12 protein-coding genes are annotated in these 17,753 nt (G+C 72.5%); 2 read left to right on the forward strand and 10 right to left on the reverse strand.

All coding sequences use genetic code 11. The annotated features are described in order from the left end of the window. Positions 1-83: 83 nt before the first annotated feature. The 7 genes from ACFC8N_RS06495 to ACFC8N_RS06525 all read right to left on the reverse strand — a co-directional run bounded on the left by ACFC8N_RS06495 (position 84) and on the right by ACFC8N_RS06525 (position 11,953). A complete protein-coding gene (locus tag ACFC8N_RS06495) occupies positions 84-944 on the reverse strand; it encodes a serine protease (protein WP_376286987.1) in 861 nt (286 codons plus the stop codon). Between the two features lie 123 nt (positions 945-1,067). After that, positions 1,068-2,609, reverse strand: coding sequence for an RNA polymerase sigma factor (locus tag ACFC8N_RS06500; protein ID WP_356021405.1), 1,542 nt, complete (start codon positions 2,607-2,609; stop codon positions 1,068-1,070). 459 nt (positions 2,610-3,068) lie between these two features. Next, the gene (locus ACFC8N_RS06505) at positions 3,069-3,956 is read right to left on the reverse strand and encodes a FadR/GntR family transcriptional regulator (protein ID WP_356021403.1); all 888 of its coding nucleotides are present in this window, start codon (positions 3,954-3,956) and stop codon (positions 3,069-3,071) included. Positions 3,957-4,118: 162 nt separating this feature from the next. Continuing rightward, positions 4,119-6,677 (reverse strand): ATP-binding cassette domain-containing protein, encoded by a 2,559-nt coding sequence (locus tag ACFC8N_RS06510; RefSeq protein WP_376286990.1) that lies wholly within the window; start codon positions 6,675-6,677, stop codon positions 4,119-4,121. A 159-nt stretch (positions 6,678-6,836) separates the two neighbouring features. Further along, positions 6,837-7,595 carry an NUDIX domain-containing protein gene (locus ACFC8N_RS06515; RefSeq protein WP_376286993.1) on the reverse strand — a complete coding sequence of 253 codons (759 nt, stop codon included), beginning with the start codon at positions 7,593-7,595 and terminating at the stop codon, positions 6,837-6,839. Between the two features lie 129 nt (positions 7,596-7,724). Continuing rightward, entirely contained in the window at positions 7,725-9,674 is a 1,950-nt protein-coding gene (locus ACFC8N_RS06520) for a glycogen debranching N-terminal domain-containing protein (RefSeq protein WP_376287120.1), read from the reverse strand. 725 nt (positions 9,675-10,399) lie between these two features. Beyond that, positions 10,400-11,953: a DUF4192 domain-containing protein gene (locus ACFC8N_RS06525; protein WP_376286996.1), complete on the reverse strand. Its 1,554-nt coding sequence runs from the start codon at positions 11,951-11,953 to the stop codon at positions 10,400-10,402. Between the two features lie 143 nt (positions 11,954-12,096). On the opposite strand from ACFC8N_RS06525, the gene ACFC8N_RS06530 reads away from it, so the two are divergent. Next, positions 12,097-14,262, forward strand: a complete 2,166-nt coding sequence (locus ACFC8N_RS06530) for a RecQ family ATP-dependent DNA helicase (protein ID WP_362823552.1) — start codon at positions 12,097-12,099, stop codon at positions 14,260-14,262. Positions 14,263-14,527: 265 nt separating this feature from the next. After that, positions 14,528-15,151 carry a hypothetical protein gene (locus tag ACFC8N_RS06535; protein WP_356021393.1) on the forward strand — a complete coding sequence of 208 codons (624 nt, stop codon included), beginning with the start codon at positions 14,528-14,530 and terminating at the stop codon, positions 15,149-15,151. Positions 15,152-15,609: 458 nt separating this feature from the next. Here ACFC8N_RS06535 and ACFC8N_RS06540 read toward each other — a convergent pair whose 3' ends face one another. From ACFC8N_RS06540 to ACFC8N_RS06550, 3 genes are all read right to left on the reverse strand, one after another. Continuing rightward, positions 15,610-16,239: a hypothetical protein gene (locus tag ACFC8N_RS06540; protein WP_362823554.1), complete on the reverse strand. Its 630-nt coding sequence runs from the start codon at positions 16,237-16,239 to the stop codon at positions 15,610-15,612. A gap of 68 nt (positions 16,240-16,307) precedes the next feature. Further along, positions 16,308-17,009, reverse strand: coding sequence for a ribonuclease HII (locus ACFC8N_RS06545; RefSeq protein WP_376287001.1), 702 nt, complete (start codon positions 17,007-17,009; stop codon positions 16,308-16,310). A gap of 81 nt (positions 17,010-17,090) precedes the next feature. Then, on the reverse strand, positions 17,091-17,714 hold the full coding sequence (locus ACFC8N_RS06550; RefSeq protein ID WP_362823555.1) for a TetR/AcrR family transcriptional regulator: 624 nt from the start codon (positions 17,712-17,714) through the stop codon (positions 17,091-17,093). Positions 17,715-17,753 lie beyond the last annotated feature (39 nt).

Below are 17,753 nucleotides of genomic sequence, written 5' to 3' on the forward strand. Positions count from 1 at the left end.
GCCCGCGCCGCCACACGCCGTTGGAAAGGGGGGGCGGCTCCCGACCGGGAGCCGCCGCCCGTACTCGTACCCTGGTGTGCCCCTCAAGAGGACTCGCCGGAACCCGCCCGGCCGCCCGAGGACACGTCCAGCGCTCGTGCGACCTCGGAGACGCGCGTGTAGACGCCGGGGCTCCCAGGTCTGCCGCAGCCGCTCCCCCAGGACACCAGCCCGATCAGCCGTCCCGAGGCCACCAGAGGGCCTCCGCTGTCGCCCTGGCAGGCGTCGGGGCCACCCTTGGCCTCTCCCGCGCAGAGCATGCTGCCCGCCCGGTAGGCGCCCTCCGGGCCGCCCGGATAGGCGCGGGCACAGGCGTCGTCGGGCAGCACGCGTACGCGTGCCGCGTGGAGCCTGCGCGCGTAGGCGCCCCCGCCGCTCGTGTCGCCCCATCCGGAGACGAGAGCCTCGGTGCCCGGCGCGTAGGCCGTATCTCCCGCACCGGCCAGGGCGACGACCGCGCTGCGCGGCAGCGGCTTGGCGAGGGTGAGGACGGCGAAGTCGCCGGCATTGGTCGTGGCGTCGTACCCCGGGTTGACCCGGGCGTCCCGTACCGCGATCTCCTCGCCCTTGTCCGACAGCAGATCCGTACGGCCCGCGATGACCTTGAGGTCGCGCACCGCGTTCGGCGGCCCCCCGAGCACGTCCTCGCCGAGGCAGTGGGCCGCCGTGAGCACGGTGGTCCGTGCGACCGCGACGCCGCCGCAGAACTGACCCGCCCGCGTACCTCCGAACCGGTCACGGCTGGACAGCGCGACCGTCCACGGGGCCTGTGAGACGTCGATCGGAAACCCCCCGACCACGACGCTGTCAGCGGCCGCGGGGGCCGCGCCGACCAGGGGTATGGCGGCTGTGGCGGCCGCCAGGGCCAGCGGCCGGACCAGGGCCCGGGCAACGGAACGACGCATGAGGGAACCTCGCTCTCGGGTGATGTCGGAACACCCAGAGTGATCCACGGCTCCGTTGCGCGCAGCACGAAGACCCGGCTCCCGCAGTGGGGAACCGGGTCTTCGGTGTCGTACGGACGCGACCTAGTCGAGGTAGTCGCGCAGCACCTGGGAACGCGACGGGTGGCGCAGCTTCGACATGGTCTTGGACTCGATCTGGCGGATGCGCTCACGCGTCACGCCGTAGACCTTGCCGATCTCGTCGAGGGTCTTCGGCTGACCGTCGGTGAGACCGAACCGCATGGAGACGACACCGGCCTCGCGCTCGGACAGGGTGTCCAGCACCGAGTGCAGCTGCTCCTGGAGGAGCGTGAAGCTGACGGCGTCGGCGGGGACGACGGCCTCGGAGTCCTCGATGAGGTCACCGAACTCACTGTCGCCGTCCTCGCCCAGCGGGGTGTGCAGCGAGATGGGCTCGCGGCCGTACTTCTGGACCTCGATGACCTTCTCCGGGGTCATGTCGAGCTCCTTGGCCAGCTCCTCCGGGGTGGGCTCACGGCCCAGGTCCTGGAGCATCTGGCGCTGCACGCGCGCGAGCTTGTTGATGACCTCGACCATGTGCACCGGGATACGGATGGTGCGGGCCTGGTCGGCCATGGCGCGGGTGATCGCCTGCCGGATCCACCAGGTGGCGTACGTGGAGAACTTGTAGCCCTTGGTGTAGTCGAACTTCTCGACCGCGCGGATCAGACCGAGGTTGCCCTCCTGGATGAGGTCCAGGAAGAGCATGCCGCGGCCGGTGTAGCGCTTGGCCAGGGAGACCACCAGACGGAGGTTGGCCTCCAGGAGGTGGTTCTTGGCGCGCCGGCCGTCCTCGGCGATGATCTCCAGCTCGCGCTTGAGCTTCGGCGCCAGCTTGTCGGCGTTGGCCAGCTTGTCCTCGGCGAACAGGCCCGCCTCGATCCGCTTGGCCAGCTCGACCTCCTGCTCGGCGTTGAGCAGGGGGACCTTGCCGATCTGCTTCAGGTAGTCCTTGACGGGGTCGGCGGTGGCGCCGGCCGCGGCGACCTGCTGCGCGGGCGCGTCGTCCTCGTCCTCGTCGGACAGGACGAAGCCGGCGCTCTCGGCACCCTCGGGCTCGTCGGCCACCTTGGTGTCCTCAAGAACCTCGTCCTCGAGAATCTCGGCGTCGTCCTTCTTGGCCGCGGTCTTCTTGGCGGCCGTCTTCTTCGCGACGGTCTTCTTGGCGGCCACCTTCTTGGCGGTCGTCTTCTTGGCCGCGGCCTTCTTGGCGGGTGCGGCTTCCTCGGCGGAATCGGCTGCGACCGGAGCGGCGGGCGCCACGGGGGCGGCCGTGGTGGCGGTGGCCTTCCTCGTCGTCACCGTCTTCGCCGCGACCGTCTTGGTGGCGGTGCGCTTGGCCGGACTCTTCGCTGCGACGCTCTTGCGGGTGCGCTTGGGCTCTGCGGCACTGACCATCAGCGTCACACCCTCTTCCTCAAGGATCTGGTTGAGGCTGCGCAGTACGTTCTTCCACTGAGTGGCCGGAATCTGGTCAGCTTCGAAGGCCCGACGCACATCGTCGCCGGCGATCTGCCCATCAGCCTTTCCCCGCTCAATGAGAGCCATGACAGAGACGGACTCGGCGATCTCCGGCGGGAGCGTACGGGATGTGCTGGCCGACACGAACAACCTCTCGGAACGTTGGAAAACGGCTTCCGGCACCGTCCACTGCGGACAGGAGCCGACCACCGGCCTGGGGATGGGCCGACGGCGCGGGCGGGGGCCGGGGAGATGCACAGCGCCTGTCATGGCGTCCGTATTCCCTCCGCGGCTGTCACCTCTTAGGTCATCGCGCTGTTTCCACGAGCGTTACGCCCAATCCGCGTGGCCCGAGTCACACCCCGTAAGCAAACAAAAACGGTCAGACACGGACAGATGAGATCACTGCCGCCCTCGCGTCCGGTCACGCCCGCGACCACGGCCGCCCGTCGCACCGCCGGACCCCGCCGATCCGCACGGGATCCGGCGGGGTCCGGCAGCGGCCGGTACCCGAGCCCGGCATCGACACGAGACCCACGAGAAGCACGCTGACACCGCACACCGGCGACCACATCGCCTTCATGGCACGGATCAGCGCTTGCGTCAGTGCTCGCGCGGGGCGGGCACCACGCGTTCGACCTCGGGGTGGACCGTGAGCAGTTGACGCATGGCCGTCTCCGCCGCCGCGCCGTCGCCGGTGCCGAGAGCGTCGACGATGCGCGCGTGCTGCGCGAGGGACGCCTCGTTCGGCCGGTCGCAGGCCGTCACCGGGCCGCCCGACACCTGGAGGGCGGCGGACACGATCCCGGACAGGTGCTCCAGCATGCGGTTGCCGGCGATCTGGATGAGCAGGCCGTGGAACTCGTTGTCGGCGCGCGAATAGGTCAGCGCGTCGCCCTGTGCCATGGCGTGGCTCATGATCTCCACCATGTCGCACAGGCGCTGCTGCACCTCCTCCCGTCCGTGCCCTGCGGCGAGGCGGGCGGCGAGCGGCTCGATGGTCCAGCGCAGTTCGCTCAGCTCCCGGCGCTGGTCGTCGCGCTGCGGCCCGAAGGCCCGCCATTCGATGATGTCCGGATCGAGCAGGTTCCAGTCGCTGACGGGACGCACGCGCGTGCCGACGTTCGGGCGGGCGCTGACCAGGCCCTTGGCCTCGAGGACTCGGAGGGACTCGCGGACGACGGTACGGGACACCTCGAAGCGCTGGCCGATCTCCTCGGGCACCAGCGGACGGTCCGCGCCCAGGTCGCCCGAGACGATCATCTGTCCCAGTTGTTGGACGAGTTGGCCGTGCAGGCCGCGTCCGCGGCTGCCCGCGGCCCGCCTGCCGACGCGGCCCAGCTCGGGTTCCGCGCCCTCCCAGGAGGGTGTTCCCACGCGATCGGGCACAGCGGCCTCGGCGTAGGGGTAGCGGTCGAGTTCGCCCGGGCCGGCCAGACCGGAGTCGGTGGAGCGGGCGGCGGTCATCATGGTGTGCGCAAGGGTACTCACGGAACCTTTGTCGGCGCCGTTTCCAACTCCCTTGAGGTCTTTGGTGAAAAGCACACGAAAGGGTGATCGCTCACGCCGTCGCAATTGACGCCTTATCGGAAAGAAATGGGCTTTCTGTGGGGAGTTGTGCACACGGCGAGATCGAAAGTGGACGCGCATCCCTCACCGGAAACCGGTGCGCAGCGTCGTGAACAGGTACGCGCACAGGAGCGCCACGAGCGACAACACCAGTGCGCCGCCCATGGGTTGAGCGAGCACGCGTGCCAGCCCGAGGGCATACCTCTCCCCTCCGAAGGGCCACGGGAGCAGGAACACCTCTCTCAACCGTCCAGGAAATCCGGCCGCCGTACGCGGGGCGGGTCCCTGCATCGCCTTGTGCAGGACGGGAACGACGAGGACAGGTACGGCGAGTACGGCGGCGAGGCCTCCCGTGGTGGACCGGAAGACACCGGCCGCGAGGACTCCTGCCCAGGCGCAGCCGATGAGGAGGCCGAACCAACTCACGCCCAGCGAAAGCCAGTCCGCGGGAACTCGCGCCAGCTCCCGTCCGTAGACGAGGTAGAGCGCCTCGGCGTCGCAGCCCAGGGTGAGGAAGGCGAGCAGCGTCGCGGTGACTCCGGAGACGAGAAGTTTGGCGGCCAGCAGTCCCAGCCGGCGGGGCACGGTGCCGCGGTCCGCCGCGAGGGCGGGGTGGCGGAACTCGTCCCCAAAGGCCAGCGCACCGAGCAACCCCGCCGTGAGCGCCGCGGGCGGCAGCGGCAGCTCCCGCGGCCATGCGGCGAACAGCCGTGCCTGCGGGGTGTGGCCGAGCCGAGCCAGCAGTACGGCGGTGAGCACGGACACCGCCAGCACGGCAGCGCAGGTGAGGAAGCCGGCGCCGATCCCGATGGTGCGCCGGATCTCGTAGCGCAGGGGGCGGAGGGGACCGGGGGTGGAGCGGACGGAGATGGGGGGCGGGAGGGCGGAGAGGTTGTCGAGGGCGTGGCCGCCTTCAGGACGGGCGGCGCGATCGGCCCAGATCTGACGCGTGCCCGGATTCCTGGCACCGGGCAGACGGGCGCGGAGTGCGGAGATGCCCGCCGCGGGGATGCTCGTTCCGGCGGCCTTCGCTTCCTGAGTCGCCGCGGCCCGGCCCTGCGCGACGCGGGCGCCTCGCGCAGAGTGGGTGCCCTGCGCGCCGGCGCTCCGGCCGACGTCGGCACCAGCGAGTACGTCTGCGGGGATCGCTCCTTCGGCCCAGCCGCGCATGTCCTCATCGCCGGACTTCACAGCTCCGTGCGCCGTCCCGCCGGCTTCCGGGAGGGCTCTTGGCGGCGCGCCCTCCGTCGCGGCGTCCCGCGCCGCCTCCGCGCACTCCGCCCCGGGACGGAGGTCGGGCACGTTCCCGTAGGACGGTCGCTCACCGTCGGCCGTCTGCGCCCGCTTTGCCGACGCGAGCGCGGAGGTCCGCCCCACCTCGACCGAGGCGAGACCGGTCCCGCACGGCTCCGGCATCGGCGCATCCGCTTCCGCGCACTCCCGCCCCTCCGCCGAGAAGCCCGCCGGCGCTGAGCCCCGTTCACTCACCTGGGCCTCCGTCGCCGTGTCGCTCGGTTTCGCCGGCGAGAAGCCGAACGCCATCGCGGCCTTGCCCGCCCCGGGCGAGCCAGGTACCGGGGAGCCCGGCCCGGCCGGGGACGGGGTTGACGCCGAGGTGCCCGACTCCGCCGTCGGCAGACCGGGCGCCGCGGTCTGCGCCTCCACCACCGAGGCGTCCGTCTCGTCGCGCTCGCACCGTGCCCGTGGCCCGGTCGCCACGACCCCGCTCGCCTCCGCCGGCCCGGCGCCGGACCCCGTACCGGCACCCGGGCCCATGTCACCGACCTCGTCGGCGAGTTGGTGAACGAGAATGCCGTTGCGGAAGGCCGTCTCACCGATGTCGGCGGTCGTGGAGCCGTACACCGAGAGGCGGTTGCCGTCCTCCCGCACGACCTCCACGGACCGGCGCGCACCACGGGCTTCCTTGGCGAGCAGGGACGCGAGTCGTCCCGCCTGGGGGCTGCGGACGGCGACACGCGGGCGCAGTCGGGTGCGGGCGAAGTCCCCGGCGTCCTGGTCGGCCACGAGCCTGCCGCCGTCGAGGGTGACGACACGGTCGGCCCTCCGTGCCGCCTCCTTGGCGTCGGCCGTGGTGAAGACCACGGTGCCGCCCTGCCGCGCGTGGGCCCGCAGCATGCCGTGCAACCACTGCGCCTCGTGGGCGGAGAGGCCGGCGGCGGGCTCGTCCAGGACGAGCGTGTGCGGGTCGGGCAGCAGTGCGCAGGCGAGGCCGAGCCGGCGGTCCATGCCGCGCGAGAGCCTGCCGAGGCACTCTTCACGGAGGCTGACGAGGCCGACGCCTTCGAGGACCTCGTCGGCGCGGCGCACGGGAACGCCCGAGGCCGCGCAGAGCATCCGCAGATGGCCGCGGACGGAGCGGGCAGGGTGCCCCGGCACATCGCCGAGGAGCACGCCGACCTCCCGGGACGGGTGGGCGATCCGGTGCAGGGGCCGCCCTCTGAAGTAGGTGATGCCGCGCCCCTGTTGGAGTTCGAGCATCAGTCTGAGCGCCGTGGTCTTGCCCGCGCCGGCACATCCGAGGAGCGCGGTGACCTCTCCGGCACGCGCTTCGAAGGAGACGTCGTCGACGGCGGGCGGCTGCGCCTTGCGGGGATTGCTGGTCAGTCCGAAGGCCTGGATCACCTGAAGCAAGATAGCTTGCGATGTCTGATTTTTCTGGTATCACCCGATCTGCTTCTAGACATGGCGCCGCCGGAATCGGCTGACGTCCGCCGTTCGCCGCAACCGGAGCCCCGGTGTCGGCGCCCGGCCTCTCCGCCGTCCGGCCGACCGCTGTACGCCTCAGATCTCGGGGCGCAGCATGGGAGGGTTGAGGAGAGTGGCCCCGCCGGCCCGGAAGAGCTGCGCCGGCCGGCCGCCCTGGCGCGTGGTCGTCCCTCCCGTGGGAACGAGGAATCCGGGCGTGCCGGTGACCTTCCGGTGGAAATTGCGGGGATCGAGCGCCACTGCCCACACCGCCTCGTACACCCGGCGCAGCTCACCCACGGTGAACTCCGGCGGGCAGAACGCGGTGGCAAGCGAGGAGTACTCGATCTTGGACCGGGCCCGCTCCACCCCGTCGGTGAGGATCTGGGCATGGTCGAAGGCGAGCGGCGCCACCGGCTCGCCGTCGCGTCCGTAGCCACCCCGCTGAAGCAGTTCCTCGACCGGCGCCCAGCGCGCGTTGCTGGCGTCGCCCCCCGCGCGCGGGGCCGGCAGGTCGGGCGCGAGCGCGAGGTGCGCGACGCTGACCACCCGCATGCGCGGGTCCCGCTTGGGGTCGCCGTAGGTGGCGAGCTGCTCGAGGTGGGCTCCGTTGTCCCGGGCCTGGACCGCGGGGTCGTGCGCCGTCAGCCCGGTCTCCTCCTCGAGTTCGCGCGCCGCCGCCTGGGACAGGTCCTCGTCGGCCCGCACGAACCCGCCCGGCAGCGCCCAGCGCCCCTGGAAGGGGGGCTCGCCCCTGCGTACCGCCAGCGCGCACAGGGCATGACGGCGCACGGTCAGCACGACCAGGTCCACGGTGACGGCGAAGGGCGGAAAGGCTGACGGGTCGTAGGGCATGCGGCGATCATAGTCGTCTGCCTGACGATAAACACTCCCTTCGTCGGTCGCATCGGTGGTGGTTCCACTTCGTTCCGTTATGGGGCGCAGGGCCGGCTCCGTTTCTGCGCTCGGTCTCGTCGTACGAGGTCACACTCCCAGTTGCAGGCCGTCCGCCGCTTCCTCGACCATGGCGAGGCCCAGCCGGCTGATGCGTACGGCGAAGGGCGCGCCGGCGAGACGCAGCCCGGTGAGACCGAGTTCGCCGAGCGGCGCGCTGCGCACGGGGCTCAGGGTGACCGTACGGGCCGGGGCGTCGGGGCGGACACCCGCGAGAGCGGTGAGCACCATGATCGCGGAAGCCGCTGCGGTGGCCGCCGGCCGGCAGGCCGCGGGGTGCGGAAGGGGAGCACTCCCGGCGGCGCGCTGTTCGCCGCCGAACATCTCCGGCAGCCGGTGCCCGAAGTGTTCCGCCGCCTCCAGCAGGCCTCTCAGCAGACCGGCGGCTTCCCTCTCATAGCCGGCGGCAGCCAGTCCGGTGACGGCGACGGCGGTCTCGTGAACCCGGACGGCTCCACTCCGATGGCCGAACGGGTTGTGTCCAATCTCCTTGGCACCGAGACCGCGAAGCCCCCAGCCCGCATCCATGGCGGGAGTGCCGAGCAACCGGGCGAGCTGTTCGGTCTGCACCTGGTCGAGGAGGCCCGGGGCGAGCCGGCCGGAACCGAGCAGGCCGGTGTCGAGCAGGTGGGCGGCGGCCGAGCCCAGGTGCGGTACGGGACGGCCGTCCGGCGCCAGAGCCGCGGCCGGACGTCCACCACCGCGGTCCTCGACCCAGAAGCCGGTCCGGAAGGCTGTCTGCAGAGCCTGCGCCCACTGGCGCAACTCGGCGGCGCCCGGCCGGTCGTAGGCGTCGAGGAGGTCGGCGCCCAGCAGGGCCGCACGGTGCGCGTGGGCCTGCGTTTCGCAGCGGACCGGACCCGTGGGCTGCGGATCGGGGAGGTAGGACTGGTCGCGGGTGGTGGTCCGCAGCCAGGTGAGGCAGCGTTCGGCGGCGGGCAGCAGTTCCCTGGCCTCTCTGTCGGGCAGTCCCCAGCGGCGGGCCTCGGCGAGCAGGACGGGGAAGAGCAGCGTGGCCTCCGTTCCCGTGCAGCCCGGCGGGAGGAGAGGGCCGGCGTCGCGTCGCGGCCCGGGGATCATGCCGGCCCGGGCGTCGTCGCCCGGGAGTTGCGTGCGGGCCAGGGCACGCAGTGTTCCCGCGGCGAGCCGGGTGCCGAGAGGCAGGGCCATACGAGCGGCGGCGAGCGCCTCGGCGGGCGCCATCCCGCAGCGCCAGGGCGCGCCCGCCGCGAGATAGGTGTCGGAAGGGTGGGCGGTGTCACGCAGGAGAAGGGCCTGGAGGTCGGCGACGGCCGCGTCGAGCAGCGGGGCCACCCGGGGGTCGTCGCCCGTCGCCCGGGCGCAGGCGATCGGGCTGGTCGTGGTCTGTCCCGCGGCCCTCAAGGGGCCCGCGCCGTCGAGCCGTATCCGCAGTTCCACGGTCGCCGTCCCACCCGGTGGCAGTTGCAGTTCCCAGCGCAGCAGTCCGGCGGACGCCAGGACGTCGGAAGGAGGCGGGTCGGCGGTGACGCTGGCAGCGGCATCGGCCGTGGCCCAGCGCAGCCCTGAGTCGCGGACCGTGGCAGGGAGTTGGGGGCCCGTCCTGCCGGAGGCGATGGCACCGAGTTCGGCGAGATCCGTGCCGAGGGCGATCTCGACGGGGAGCCTCAGCGGTCGCACGCCGGCGTTGCGGACGGTGATCCGTTCTGTTCCCTCGGCGCGGCGTGTTCGTTCGACGACGACATCCGGATCGGGGCCCGCCGCCGGGGAAGCCCGGAGCGTGGCGACGAAACGGGCGCTGTCGGCACCGGTCATCCTGGCCTGCACGGCGAGCGGTTCACGTCCGGCCACGCGGACCTGACACCGCGAGAGCAGCCGCCGCCCGCCTCGGTAGAACCCGTCCAGCCCCCGGCCCGTCAGCTGTCCCAGCTCACCCGAGATGGCGAGGCCGGGCAGGGCGACGCAGATCAACGCGGCGTGGGTGGGCGGCAGTTCGGATATCGGGCGACTGCTCGTCGCCGTGCGGGGCGACGGGAGCGTGACAGGCCGACGAGCCGGGTGTGGAGCGCGGGAGGGTGCGCCTGCGTCAGCTGGAAGGGCCGGCCGGGATTCCAGGGACGGCGGTCGTACACCAAGGGTCTCCAGCGCCGTCATGACGGCGCTGTCCGGCCGGAACCGTGCGGGCCCGTCCCTCGCCGGTCGCTCGGCGGTGGCGAAGGACGGGGTCGGCTGCTGATGCATGGATTGGCTTCTTCTGCTCTCGGTGCGCCGGGGACGCGCTGGGCGGCCGGTGAGGCGCCCCGGGGGACATCGGTCGTGCGGCGGTGGAGTGCGTTCGGGCGTTCCGCCACTCAGGTGAACGGAGAGCGCCGCTTCCGGGTCACGGCCCGCCCCGGGGAGCCCGGCCGGATCGCGGCGCTGCACGACGGCGAAGGCACCGCTCAACACGGCCGTGACCCTGCGCCGGCATCGGGTGCGCGGTACGCCCGCGTGTGTCCCAGGAGCCCCCGGAGTCCCCGGGCGAGGCCGGTGCACCAGGCCGGCCAGGCGGCACAGCAGGGATGCCGCGCCATGGCGGCGTGCCGGAGACGCCGGGCGGGACACGGCCGGGCCCCGGTGCGGCAGGTTCACGCACGGGTTCCGGGAGCGCACGCTCCATGTCACCGTTGCCACCGGTGCACCGCGAGGTTTCGCCGCGCCGACCCGCGTGGACGGCGCCGGGGCGTTCATCCGTCCCCCTCGGGCTCGCGGAGGTCGCCCACCGAGGAGGTGGCGCTGGTCGCGCTCTGGTCCGACGCACGCTTGCGCGTGCCGCCGGGACCGCGCGTGGCCGGCCGCGAGGGCTCGGCTGCCGACGGTCCGGAGCGCGAACCGGTCGGGCGCCGTCCTGCACCTGCCGCCCGGGCCGCCCGGCGGCTGTCGCCTCCGTCCAGGGACCGCACACGGCGCCTTCGGCGCGCACCCGTCCCGGACGCCGGTCCCGCCACCTGTCCCTCCGTCTGCGCACATGCTCCGGACGTGCCGCCGTCGACGGCCGGGAGCCCGCCGGTTGCCGAATCCACTGCCTCATGCGGCTGCTGCGCGGCCTCGGCCCGCGCAGGCCCCGAGCGCTCCGTGCGCAGACAGCGGCGGATCGCCTCGGCGTCGAGCCCTTCGTTGCAGGCCTGGTGCAGCAGGCGGGCGAAGAGGTAGTCGGGATCCGCGCCCAGGGCCATGGCGAGGGCCTCGCGGGCCTCCAGTTCGTCGCCCGTCGACCAGGCGACCCAGCCGGCCAGGGTCAGCGGGGCCGCGGCGTGCTCACCGTAGGGGCCGACGCAGCGGCGGGCCAGGGCACGCCAGAGCCGGAGAGCAGGGCCGGCCTCCGCACCCTCCATCCAGGCCGCGGCCCGGTCACGGGTCGTGCGGTCCTGGAGTCCGAGGATGACCGTCGCCGCCTCGTCATGTGCGAGCAGGCCGTCGTCGCGGACGTCCGCCGGATGCGTGCCCGACATGGGCGCCGCCGCGGCGAAGCGGCGCATGATGCGCTCGGCCAGGGCGAGGGTCTCCTCGGCCACCTCCGGACGGGACGCCTCGTCGAGGATGCGGGGCACCAGGATCATGCCCGCCGCGTCCAGCGCGGCCTCCTGCTCCAGGACCGCGGAGGTCTCCCAGGGCTGGAGCCTGGCCCGCAACTCCCTGAGGGTGCCGCGCACTTGGATGCCGGCATAGGTGGCCGCCGCTGCCAGGACCGAGGTGCCGGGCAGGCCCATCGGCGAGCCGTCCTCGGGGCAGCAGCCCTCGACCGGGCAGCAGTACGACCAGTAACGGCCGTCCGCGATGCACAGTGCCTCGACGACCGGCACGTCCAGGTCGCCGCACTGGGTGCGCAGCAACTGGGCCAGCCGTTCGAGCCGGCGCCTGACGTCCCGCCCGGACTCGCCCGGCGCCGGCTCCTGGCAGACGTAGGCCACCATCTGCTCCGGGCGGGAGCCCCGCCGCTCGCTGCCCTTGACCAGGCCCTGGGCCAGCTGCCGGGCGGCCGCCTCCCAGTCCTCCTCGTTCGCGGGAATGCCGAGCCGGGCCCGGCCGCCGAACCGGCCGCCGCCTTCGCGGTCGTGGAGGGCGACCAGCACCATGCTGTCCTCCGGTCGGTATCCGAGCAGGTAGGGCAGGGCGTCGGCCAGCTCGGCCGGGGTGCGCAGAGTGACGTGGGTGTCGGGCGCGGACAGTCCGGAGAACGGATCATGTCCGGAGATGTCATTGTTTTCGAACGGTCCCGTGGTTTCGCCGTGATTCGTCATGCGGAGACGATCTCGCGGATCCCGAAATCCCGCTTGCACCTGTGGATAAGTCGAATCAGGGACACGACAAGTCCATGGCGGTTGTCCACAGGCCCCGACCCGAGCCCGCCCGGTTGTCGGTCCCGTCCTGTTGTATGGAGCCCATGGAGCACACGAGCAACGCGGATCTCCGGGCAGAGGCGGACGCCGTCCTCGCCCGGCTCGTCGGGGATGCCACGGGCGGGGCCCGGCTGCGCGAGGATCAGTGGCGGGCGATCGAGGCGCTGGTCGCAGACCGGCGCCGGGCCCTGGTCGTGCAGCGCACGGGATGGGGCAAGTCCGCGGTGTATTTCGTGGCGACCTCGCTGCTGCGGGCCAGAGGCAGCGGGCCCACGGTGATCGTCTCGCCCTTGCTCGCGCTCATGCGCAATCAGGTGGAGGCCGCGGCCCGGGCCGGTATCCACGCCCGGACGATCAACTCCGCGAACACCGAGGAGTGGGACGCCGTACAGGCCGAGATCGCGGCCGGTGAGGTCGATGTCCTGCTCGTCAGCCCGGAGCGGCTGAACAACCCGGACTTCCGTGACCAGGTCCTGCCCAAGCTGTCCGCGGCGACGGGTCTGCTGGTCGTGGACGAGGCCCACTGCATCTCCGACTGGGGTCACGACTTCCGTCCCGACTACCGCCGGCTGCGCACCATGCTGGGCGAGCTGCCGCCCGGCGTGCCCGTGCTGGCCACCACCGCCACGGCCAACGCGCGGGTGACCGCGGATGTCGCCGACCAGCTCGGCACGGGCGGCACGTCGGACGCCCTGGTGCTGCGTGGCCCGCTGGACCGGGAGAGCCTCAGCCTCGGAGTGCTGCGGCTGCCGGACGCCGCGCACCGGATGGCCTGGCTCGCCGACCATCTCGGCGACCTGCCGGGCTCCGGCATCATCTACACACTCACGGTCGCAGCGGCGGAGGAGGTCACCGCCTTCCTGCGACAGCGCGGTCACACCGTCGCCTCGTACACGGGAAAGACGGAGAACGCCGAACGGCAGCAGGCGGAGGACGATCTGCTCGCCAACCGGGTCAAGGCGCTCGTCGCCACGTCCGCACTCGGCATGGGCTTCGACAAACCGGACCTCGGCTTCGTGGTTCACCTCGGCTCCCCCTCCTCCCCCATCGCCTACTACCAGCAGGTCGGCCGGGCCGGCCGTGGTGTCGAGCACGCCGAGGTGCTGCTGCTGCCGGGCAAGGAGGACGAGGCGATCTGGCAGTACTTCGCCTCGCTCGCCTTCCCTTCCGAGGAACTGGTCCGGCGCACCTTGGACGTCCTCGCCCGGGCCGACGGACCGCTGTCCCTGCCCGCCCTGGAACCGCTGGTCGAGCTGCGCCGTTCGAGGCTGGAGACCATGCTAAAGGTCCTCGACGTGGACGGGGCGGTCCACCGCGTCAAGGGCGGCTGGGTCGCGACCGGGCAGCCCTGGTCGTACGACACCGAGCGGTACGACTGGGTGGCCCGGCAGCGCACGGCCGAGCAGCAGGCGATGCGGGCCTACGCGTCCACCTCCGCATGCCGGATGGAGTACTTGCAGCGCCAGCTGGACGACGAGGGCGCCAAACCCTGCGGCCGCTGCGACAACTGCGCGGGGCCGCGCTTCACCGCCGACACGTCCACCGCTGCGGTGGACGCCGCCCGGAGCGACCTCGGCCGTGCCGGGGTCGAGGTGGAGCCCCGTCGCATGTGGCCGACCGGCCTGCCGGCCATCGGCATCGCGCTCAAGGGGCGTATTCCGGCCGGTGAACAGGCCTCATCGGGACGCGCGCTGGGCCGATTGTCGGACATCGGCTGGGGCAATCGGCTGCGGCCGCTCCTCGCCCCGCAAACGCCGGACGCCGCTGTGCCGGACGACGTGGCGCGGGCCGTGGTGGACGTCCTGGCGGACTGGGCGAAGGGCCCCGGCGGCTGGGCCCCCGGGGCGGCCGACGCCCAGCCCAGGCCGGTGGGCGTCGTCACCGTGGCCTCGCGGACCCGGCCCCGGCTGGTCCACTCGTTGGGCGCCCGGATCGCCGAGATCGGCCGACTGCCCCTGCTCGGCTCCGTGGCGTACGCCGAGGACGCGCCGCGGGTGCCGCGCAGCAACAGCGCGCAGCGGCTGAAGGCTCTCGACGGCTCGCTGACCGTGCCGCCCGCTCTCGCGTCGGCGCTCGCCGAGGCCGACGGGCCGGTTCTGCTGGTCGACGACTTCACCGAGACGGGCTGGACCCTGGCGGTCGCGGCGCGCCTGCTCAGACAGTCCGGTGCGCGGGGGGTATTGCCGCTGGTCCTGGCCGTTCAGGGCTGATCCCGTGTCCGACCGTGGCGGCCACCGGTGCCCCGGTCGGGCACCCCAGGCGTGCGCTGACGAACCTTTGGGTAAGGATATAAGCCACACACCCGTAGATAACCGTCGGTGGCCCCAATTGCTCGTTGCCGCATCCCAGTTCGACAGGAAGAATTGAGGTCCGCTCCCCGCACGGCTCGCCCGTGATCCGGTTGGGCTTTGCTGCGGTGCGCGCTCCCGAATCCGACCTCGCCCGCAGTATGGGCGCGTAGCCGAAGGGAAGAACGTGACCTTCGGATTCGCCTCGTCCTCGGCGGCCTCGTTGTCGACGTCCGCGTCCGCCGCTTCCGCCAGTCGCCTGCTCGAGCCGGCCGAATGGGCTTCCGCCGGAATCCCGCTGCTGCGCGACCCTCGCGAGGTCGTCAGCGGGCTGCATGCCCGCCACCGCCCCAAACCGTCCACGGCGATCGTGGCGGTGCTGGATCCCGAGGAACGGCTGTGCGCCAGCGCGTCGTTCACGCGGCATCCGGCCCCGGCCGACGGCTGGATGTTCCGCAACGCACTGCTCGCCCAGTTGCGCCGGGTCATCCCCCACGACCTGAGACGCCGCACGCCGGTGCGCACCGCCGTACTGCTCTACTGCCGTGAGGGAGACGCGCGCTGGACGGAGGAGGACGGAGCCTGGATGTGGGGTCTGCGCGACGCCTGCACGCTGCACGGCCTGCGCTGCGGGGCGTACATCACGCTGACCCACGACGGCTGGCAGGTGCTCGGCGAGGGGCGCGGTGGTCGCCGCCCCAACGCCGACTCGGCGCCGGAGCCCTTCGGCGCCCTGTCGGAGGCCCCGCCGCTCGCGCCTCGCACCGGCGGACCGGTCTCCGAGGTCCTGCGCCGCGCGGCGGCCCGCTGACGGTCCGGGCGCCGGGCGACCGAGCCGTACCCCCGGCCGGATGCCAGGCGCCAGCGCCGAACACCTGGGTCGAGGGGGCGGCAGGCCGAGCCCCGGCCGCCCGGTCAGCGCCCGGGCCGCACAGGCAGCGAGGGACACGGAGGACAGGCTGGCCGCCGCTCACACCGTGCCCGATGGCCCTATGGCGTCCGGAATGCGCCGCGCGGCCGTACGGCATCCGGGATGCGCCCTGGATAGGGACGCTCTCCGGGCGGCTCGGCGACCGCGCACCGCACCGCGGTGATGGACGCGCCCCACCAGCACCCGGCGGTCACCGCTTCGCCGCCGAGGCCGGCCGGGAGGCCGCCCTCGCGAACGCGGTGGCCGCCCGGCGTCCGGGCATGCCACAGGCGACTCCCTGCGATTTCCGCCGGAGCAGCCCCAGCGTCACTCCGGTACCCCGAGGCGCCGGGCGTGGCTCAGACGCCGGCGCCCAGCACCGCGTTGATCTGCTGCGGGTCGCCGCAGACGATCAGCAGGGCATCGGCCCGCGCGTGGGCCAGCGGAAGGACGGAGGCGGAGGAGGCGGGACCTCCGTTGACGGCCACCACCACCACGGGGCGGGACGCTGCACGGGCGGCGCTGGTGACATCCGTGTAGAAGACGTCGTCACCGGCGTCGTGCTGCGCCCAGTAGGCGGCTTCGCCGAAGGACAGCTCGTGCTCCGCCCACGGGTGCTGGGCACCGGTGGTGATCACGAGCACGTCACCGGGGGCACGGCCCGAGTCCAGGAGCAGGTCCACCGCCTCGTCGGCGGCGTCGAGCGCGCCCTCGGCCGAGGCCGGGATCAGCTGGATCTGCGGGGCGGCCGCCGAAGCGGCGGGAGCGGCCGGGCCGGACGGGCTCGGCTTGGCCGGAGCCACATCACGCGGCGTGCGCTGCACCGGCGGCGCGGGCCGCGGAGGGCCGGGACGACCGGGGCGGGACGGAGCCGCGGGACGGGGGCCGGGTACGGGGCGAGGGGTCGGCGCGGTACGGCCGCTGGCCGGAGTAGCGCGGGGACCCTGGGCACTCTCGTGAATCTGAGGCTCCTCGGGAATGAGAGGCATGAGCTGATATTTATCAAACGTTGGTGCGGTACGGGTGACCGGGTGGCACATCAGTGCGATCGGAACCGTCAGAAATCGAAGCCGAGCTGACCCTCGATTTCCGGAACGCTTCCGTCCGCCCAGCTGCGGGCCTTCTTGAGGTGCCGCCACTCGGGCAACGCATCAAGATACGCCCACGACAAGCGGTGGTGCGGGGTGGGCCCCCACTCCTCCAGTGCGGCCTTGTGCACGGGCGACGGATACCCGGCGTTGTCCGCAAATCCGAAGTCTGCATGGTCGACACCCAGTTCGGCCATCATTTTGTCGCGCTGAACCTTGGCGATCACCGACGCCGCGGCGACGGCCACGCACGAGCGATCGCCCTTGATCACCGTACGCACCTGCCAGGGGGCGCCGAGGTAGTCGTGCTTCCCGTCGAGGATGACGGCGTCGGGGTGGACCGGCAGAGCGTCCAGGGCACGGACCGCGGCGAGCCGCAGCGCGGCCGTCATCCCCAGGCCGTCGATCTCCTCGGGGGAAGCATGCCCCAGGGCATAGGCCGTGACCCATCTCCGCAAGATCTCGGCCAATTCCGTACGGCGCTTGACGCTCAGCAGCTTGGAGTCGGTCAGGCCCTCGGGCGGGCGACGCAGTCCGGTGACCGCCGCGCAGACGGTGACCGGTCCGGCCCAGGCTCCGCGCCCCACCTCGTCGACACCGGCGATGACCTTCGCTCCGGTCGTGGCGCGCAGGGAGCGCTCGACAGTGTGAGTGGGTGGTTCGTACGGCATGGCGCCCCTAGCCTACGCCGACGCGATCGCCGTGCGACACCCTGGTCGCCCGGGCACCACAGAGATCACCGGGGCGCGGGATCAGACCCCGTGCGGCCGTAGCAGCGGGAGCATCAACTGGTCGATCATCTCTTCGAGATCATGGTCGCTCCATTCGCTGGCGCACACCTTCGACCGGTACATCATCATGGCCGGGATGGCGTCGAAGACATAGCTGTTGGCCGCATCCGAGCGAACCTCTCCCCGCCCTATTCCACGGGTGATGACCTCACGGAGCAAGGTGACGGTCGGCTCGATGACTCCGCCGACGATCACGTCCTGGAAGCGCTCCGCCTGAACGTCGTCGCACTCGTGAATGACCGCGCGCAGGGCGACACCAGGGGGCGAGTACATGATCTCCCGCACCTCCCGGCACAGACTGAGCAGATCCTCGCGCACACTTCCGAGGTCCGGAGCGATCTCCACCCGAGGCAGTCCGGCCACCAGCGCATCCGCGACGAGGTCCTCCTTGGAGGGCCAGCGGCGGTACACGGCGGCCTTGCCGGTCTGGGCGCCGGCCGCGACGCCCTCCATGGTGAGGCCCTTCCAGCCGACCGCGCCGAGCTGTTCCAGAGCGGCATCCATGATCGCGCGCTCCAGGACCACGCCGCGCCGACGAGGGGAAGCCGCCCGGGCAGGATCGGCCGTCCAGCGCGAGGTAACCATCTGTGTCTCTCCAACGTGCAAGGGAAGCGGGGGTTCGGG

The sequence above is a fragment of the Streptomyces sp. NPDC055966 genome (assembly GCF_042269865.1).
GTDB lineage: Bacteria > Actinomycetota > Actinomycetes > Streptomycetales > Streptomycetaceae > Streptomyces.

Bases quoted from the DNA above. Each gene is read 5' to 3' on its own strand.
- ACFC8N_RS06540 (WP_362823554.1), bottom strand. From the start codon at position 16,239: ATGCCTCTCATTCCCGAGGAGCCTCAGATTCACGAGAGTGCCCAGGGT.
- ACFC8N_RS06545 (WP_376287001.1), bottom strand. From the start codon at position 17,009: ATGCCGTACGAACCACCCACTCACACTGTCGAGCGCTCCCTGCGCGCC.
- ACFC8N_RS06515 (WP_376286993.1), bottom strand. From the start codon at position 7,595: ATGCCCTACGACCCGTCAGCCTTTCCGCCCTTCGCCGTCACCGTGGAC.
- ACFC8N_RS06530 (WP_362823552.1), top strand. From the start codon at position 12,097: ATGGAGCACACGAGCAACGCGGATCTCCGGGCAGAGGCGGACGCCGTC.
- ACFC8N_RS06525 (WP_376286996.1), bottom strand. From the start codon at position 11,953: ATGACGAATCACGGCGAAACCACGGGACCGTTCGAAAACAATGACATC.
- ACFC8N_RS06550 (WP_362823555.1), bottom strand. From the start codon at position 17,714: ATGGTTACCTCGCGCTGGACGGCCGATCCTGCCCGGGCGGCTTCCCCT.
- ACFC8N_RS06495 (WP_376286987.1), bottom strand. From the start codon at position 944: ATGCGTCGTTCCGTTGCCCGGGCCCTGGTCCGGCCGCTGGCCCTGGCG.